General features: G+C 69.6%; 6 protein-coding genes. 2 read left to right on the forward strand and 4 right to left on the reverse strand.

What is annotated here, in order from left to right; translation table 11 throughout:
* Together R1101_RS27260 and R1101_RS0117270 are read left to right on the forward strand one after the other, a co-directional pair.
* Nucleotides 1-439: RecB family exonuclease (locus tag R1101_RS27260; RefSeq protein ID WP_016934616.1), on the forward strand; the 439-nt coding region annotated here is incomplete at its 5' end.
* Nucleotides 436-1275 (forward strand): thioesterase family protein, encoded by an 840-nt coding sequence (locus R1101_RS0117270; protein ID WP_016934617.1) that lies wholly within the window; start codon nucleotides 436-438, stop codon nucleotides 1273-1275. The genes R1101_RS27260 and R1101_RS0117270, both read left to right, overlap by 4 nt.
* A gap of 37 nt (nucleotides 1276-1312) precedes the next feature.
* On the opposite strand, the gene hisG is transcribed toward R1101_RS0117270, so the two are convergent.
* The 4 genes from hisG to trhO form a co-directional block, all read right to left on the reverse strand.
* Complete coding sequence (gene hisG, locus R1101_RS0117275; protein ID WP_016934618.1) at nucleotides 1313-2176, reverse strand: ATP phosphoribosyltransferase; 864 nt, start codon at nucleotides 2174-2176, stop codon at nucleotides 1313-1315.
* A gap of 91 nt (nucleotides 2177-2267) precedes the next feature.
* Entirely contained in the window at nucleotides 2268-2549 is a 282-nt protein-coding gene (locus R1101_RS0117280; protein WP_172506045.1) for a phosphoribosyl-ATP diphosphatase, read from the reverse strand.
* Between the two features lie 39 nt (nucleotides 2550-2588).
* Nucleotides 2589-3476 carry a pseudouridine synthase gene (locus R1101_RS0117285; RefSeq protein WP_016934620.1) on the reverse strand — a complete coding sequence of 296 codons (888 nt, stop codon included), beginning with the start codon at nucleotides 3474-3476 and terminating at the stop codon, nucleotides 2589-2591.
* A 4-nt stretch (nucleotides 3477-3480) separates the two neighbouring features.
* The coding region (gene trhO, locus R1101_RS0117290) for an oxygen-dependent tRNA uridine(34) hydroxylase TrhO (RefSeq protein ID WP_016934621.1) at nucleotides 3481-4200 on the reverse strand (720 nt) is incomplete at its 5' end.

Genomic DNA, 4200 nt, shown 5'->3' on the forward strand with positions numbered 1-4200 from the left:
CCGCCTCGACGTCGACGCCACCGGCGCGGTGCACGTCGTCGACTACAAGACCGGCCGCGCCCCGTCTCCGCGCGGCGAGCGGGCGGCGCTGTTCCAGCTGAAGTTCTACGCGCTGATCGTGTGGCGGCAACGCGGCCTCGTCCCGGCCTCGCTGCGGCTGCTGTATCTCGGCGACGGTCGGGTGCTGCACTACCGGCCCGATCCCGACGAACTGCGCCGCTTCGAACGGATCATGCGGGCGATGTGGACGACGATCCGGCAGTTGCGCGGCAGCGGCGACTTCCGCCCCAACCCCGGCCCCGGCTGCCGGTGGTGCGATCATCGGGCATTGTGCCCGGCATTCGGCGGTACCCCACCGCCGTATCCCCTCGACAGCCTTGCGGCGCAGTCGACGTCGGGTGCGCCCCACCGCATCGAGCAGCAGGAGAATCCCGAATGAGCGACGCCGCCTACTACGTGCCGGTCCCCCGGCCGGCCGGCCCCACCGGCCCGGCCGACGACATCGAGATCGCGGTGTTCCGCCCCACCGACCGCACCGTCAGCACCTGGGGCCCGCACCTGCAGCACGGCGCCCCGCCCTCGGCGCTGCTCGCCCGCGCCATCGAACGGCACCGGCCCCGCCCCGACACCCGCCTGACCCGCCTGACCGTCGACCTGCTCGGCCCCGTCCCGCTCACCGACCTCGAGGTCCGCACCCGCATCGAACGGCCCGGCCGCCGCATCGAACTCGTCGTCGCCGAATTGTGGGCCACCGCCCCCGACGGCACCCACCGCCCGGTGGCGCGCGGCACCGGCTGGCGCCTCGAAACCGTCGACCTGCCGGCCGTGGTCCGCACCTCCGAGACCCCGCTCCCGGCCCTGGGCAGCTTCGAACCCCACGCCCCGCACGCGTCGTGGCAGGGCGGCTACATCGACACCGTCGACTGGCGCATCATCGTCCCCTTCGGCACACCGGGCCTGTCGTCGGCGTGGGTGCGCGGCGAGATCGCCCTCGTCGAAGGCGAAACCCCCAGCGGCCTCGACCGACTGATGAGCGTCGCCGACGTCGCCAACGGCGTCGGCTCCAAACTCGACCCCCGCGAGTTCACCTTCCTCAACACCGACCTGACCGTGCACCTGTTCCGCGCCCCGGAGTTCCGCGAACAGGACTGGGTGGGAATCGCCGCGGAGACGTCCGTCGGACCCGACGGGGTCGGCATGACCGCCGGGCTGCTCTACGACCAGACCGGCGCGCTCGGCCGCATCACCCAGAACGTGCAGGTGCGGCCCCGCTGATCGCGGAGCCGCACCGAGACGACGGGAAGGTGCGCGTCTATTCGGGGGCGCGCATCGCCCGGCACGAGCGGATGTTCGACGCGAGGATCGCGCGGGCACCGATCTCGGCGAGCCGATCCATCACCGCGTTGTGGCCCTTGCGCGGCACCATCGCCCGCACCGCCACCGAATTGTCGTTCGCCAACGGCGAGATCGTCGGCGACTCGAGTCCCGGGGTCACCTGCACAGCCTGCTCGAGCAGGTGCTTGGGGCAGTCGTAATCGATCATCACGTACTGCTGCGCGAAGACCACACCCTCGAGCCGGGCGATCAGCTGGTTGCGAGCCCGATCCGAACGATCCGACCCCTCCCGCTCGATCAGCACACCCTCCGAATCGCACAGCGACTCCCCGAAGGCGACCAGATCGTGCTGCCGCAACGTGCGGCCCGAACCCACCACATCGGCGATCGCGTCGGCGACGCCGAGCTGGATGGAGATCTCCACCGCCCCGTCGAGCCGGATCACCTCGGCCTCGATACCGCGGGCGGCAAGATCACGACGCACCAGATTCGCGTACGAGGTGGCGATGCGCAACCCCCGCAGATCCTCGACCGTCCAGTCCCGGCCCTTCGGCGCGGCATATCGGAAACGCGACGACCCGAAACCCAGCGACAGGCGTTCGGCGACCGGCGCCCCCGAATCCATCGCCAGATCACGGCCGGTGATCCCCAGATCCAGCTCGCCGGAACCGACGTAGATCGCGATGTCCTTCGGGCGCAGGAAGAAGAATTCGACGTCGTTGACCGGGTCGATGACCGTCAGATCACGCGAGTCGGTGCGGCGACGGTAGCCGGCCTCCTGCAGGATCTCGGCGGCGGACTCGGACAGCGAACCTTTGTTGGGGACTGCGACGCGCAGCATGACGGATTGGGGTCCTTTCGAACGACGAGCAGAAGCGAGGAAGGGATCTACAGGGCACGGACGGCGGCACCGCACAGCGGGCCGGCGGCCGTCACAGATGCTTGTAGACGTCCTCGGGCTTCAGACCCCGCCCCACCATCAGCACCTGCACCCAATACAACAGCTGCGAAATTTCCTCGGACAGTTCCTCGTCGGACTGGTACTCGGCGGCGATCCACACCTCACCGGCCTCTTCGAGTACCTTCTTGCCCTGGAAATGCACGCCGGCGTCCAGGGCGGCGACGGTGCCGGAGCCCTCGGGGCGGGTCGCGGCGCGTTCGGACAGCTCGGCGAACAGGGAATCGAAGGTCTTCACAGGGGTCGATTGTTTCATGCCCCGCCGCCCGCCCCGCAGCCAGGACACCGACACCCCTCAGAACTCGAGCTCCCGCCCGCTGACGAACCGCCGCGCCACCCCGCTGATCGGATCGGTGAACTCGAGCGACCGCGCCAGCAACCGCAGAGGATCGGTGAAATCGTCCGCCCCACGCGGCCGGAACCGCGGATAGAAGTTGTCCCCGACGATCGGCACCCCCAGGGACATCAGATGCAGCCGCAACTGATGGGTGCGGCCGGTGCGCGGACACAACCGATAGCGGGCCAGCTCCCCGCGCCGCTCGACCACCTCGATGCGGGTCTCCGAATTCGGCTCGTCGGCGAACTGCTCGGCCGTCAACTCCCCGTGCCGCTTGACGATCCGGGTGCGCACCACCCGCGGGAACGACAGGTCGGGCCGGTATCCGGCGACCGCCTCGTACACCTTACGCACCCGCTGCCGCTCGAACAGCTCCTGATAGGGCCGCCGCCACCCCGGATCCGTGGTGCACAACAGCACCCCGGCGGTCATCCGGTCGAGCCGGTGCACCGGCACCAGATGCGGCAACTCCAGCTCGCGCCGCAACCGCACCACCACCGATTCGCGGATGTGCGCCCCACGCGGGATCGTCGCCAGAAAATGCGGCTTGTCGACCACGACCAACCCGTCCTCGCGGTGCAGCACGTGCACCGGGAACGGCACCGGCACCTCCGGCGCCGGATCACGGTAGAAGTACACGAACCGCGTCGGCTGATACGGCGTGCGCGCATCGATGCGGCGGCCGTGCTCGTCGACCAGCTCCCCCGCCGCCATGTGTGCCGCCCAATCCTCGTCGGGATGGCCGGCCTGCAGGAACTCGACGATTGTGGCCGCGTCGACGTCGGCGGGCATCCGGATGCGGTCGGGGCCGAGCCCGTCACGCACCGGCAGCGGTGCAGCACGCACCGGTCTACGCCTCCACGGGGTCCGGGACGCAGCCCTCGCACACCAGGGTCAACTCCCGGCCGTGGAGGTCCGGATGATTCCGGTACCGCGAAGTCGGCGTCCCGCACAGGGTGCAGCGGCCGATCACCGTCGCCTCGTCGCTGAACTCGACGTTCATCCGCCCGTCGAAGACGTACAGCGAACCCTCCCACAAGCCCTCGTCGCCGAAGGTCTCCCCATAACGGACAATGCCACCGTCGAGCTGGTAGACCTCCTCGAACCCGCGGTTGCGCATCAACGCCGACAGCACCTCACAGCGCACCCCACCGGTGCAGTAGGTGACCACCGGGCGGCCCTTGAGATGGTCGTAGCGGCCGCTGTCGAGCTCGGCGACGAAATCGCGGGTCGTGGCCACCTCCGGCACGATCGCATCCCGGAACCGGCCGATCTGCGCCTCGAACCGATTACGGCCGTCGAAGAACACCACCTCGTCGCCGCGCTCGGCGACCAGCTCGTGCACACCGTGCGGCGACAGACGGGTGCCGCCGTCGACGACACCGCGCTCGTCGACCTTCACCTCCTCGGGCACCCCGAAAGTGACGATCTCCGGACGCACCTTCACCGACAGCCGCGGAAAGTCGTCGCCGGTGCCGTCGGACCACTTGACGTCGGTATCCTTGAACGCCGCATAGCCGCGCAACCCGCGCACGTACTTCTTCACGTCGGCGATGTCGCCGCCGACGGT

The organism is Rhodococcus sp. R1101 (assembly GCF_000278445.1).
Taxonomy (GTDB): Bacteria; Actinomycetota; Actinomycetes; order Mycobacteriales; family Mycobacteriaceae; genus Rhodococcus; species Rhodococcus gordoniae.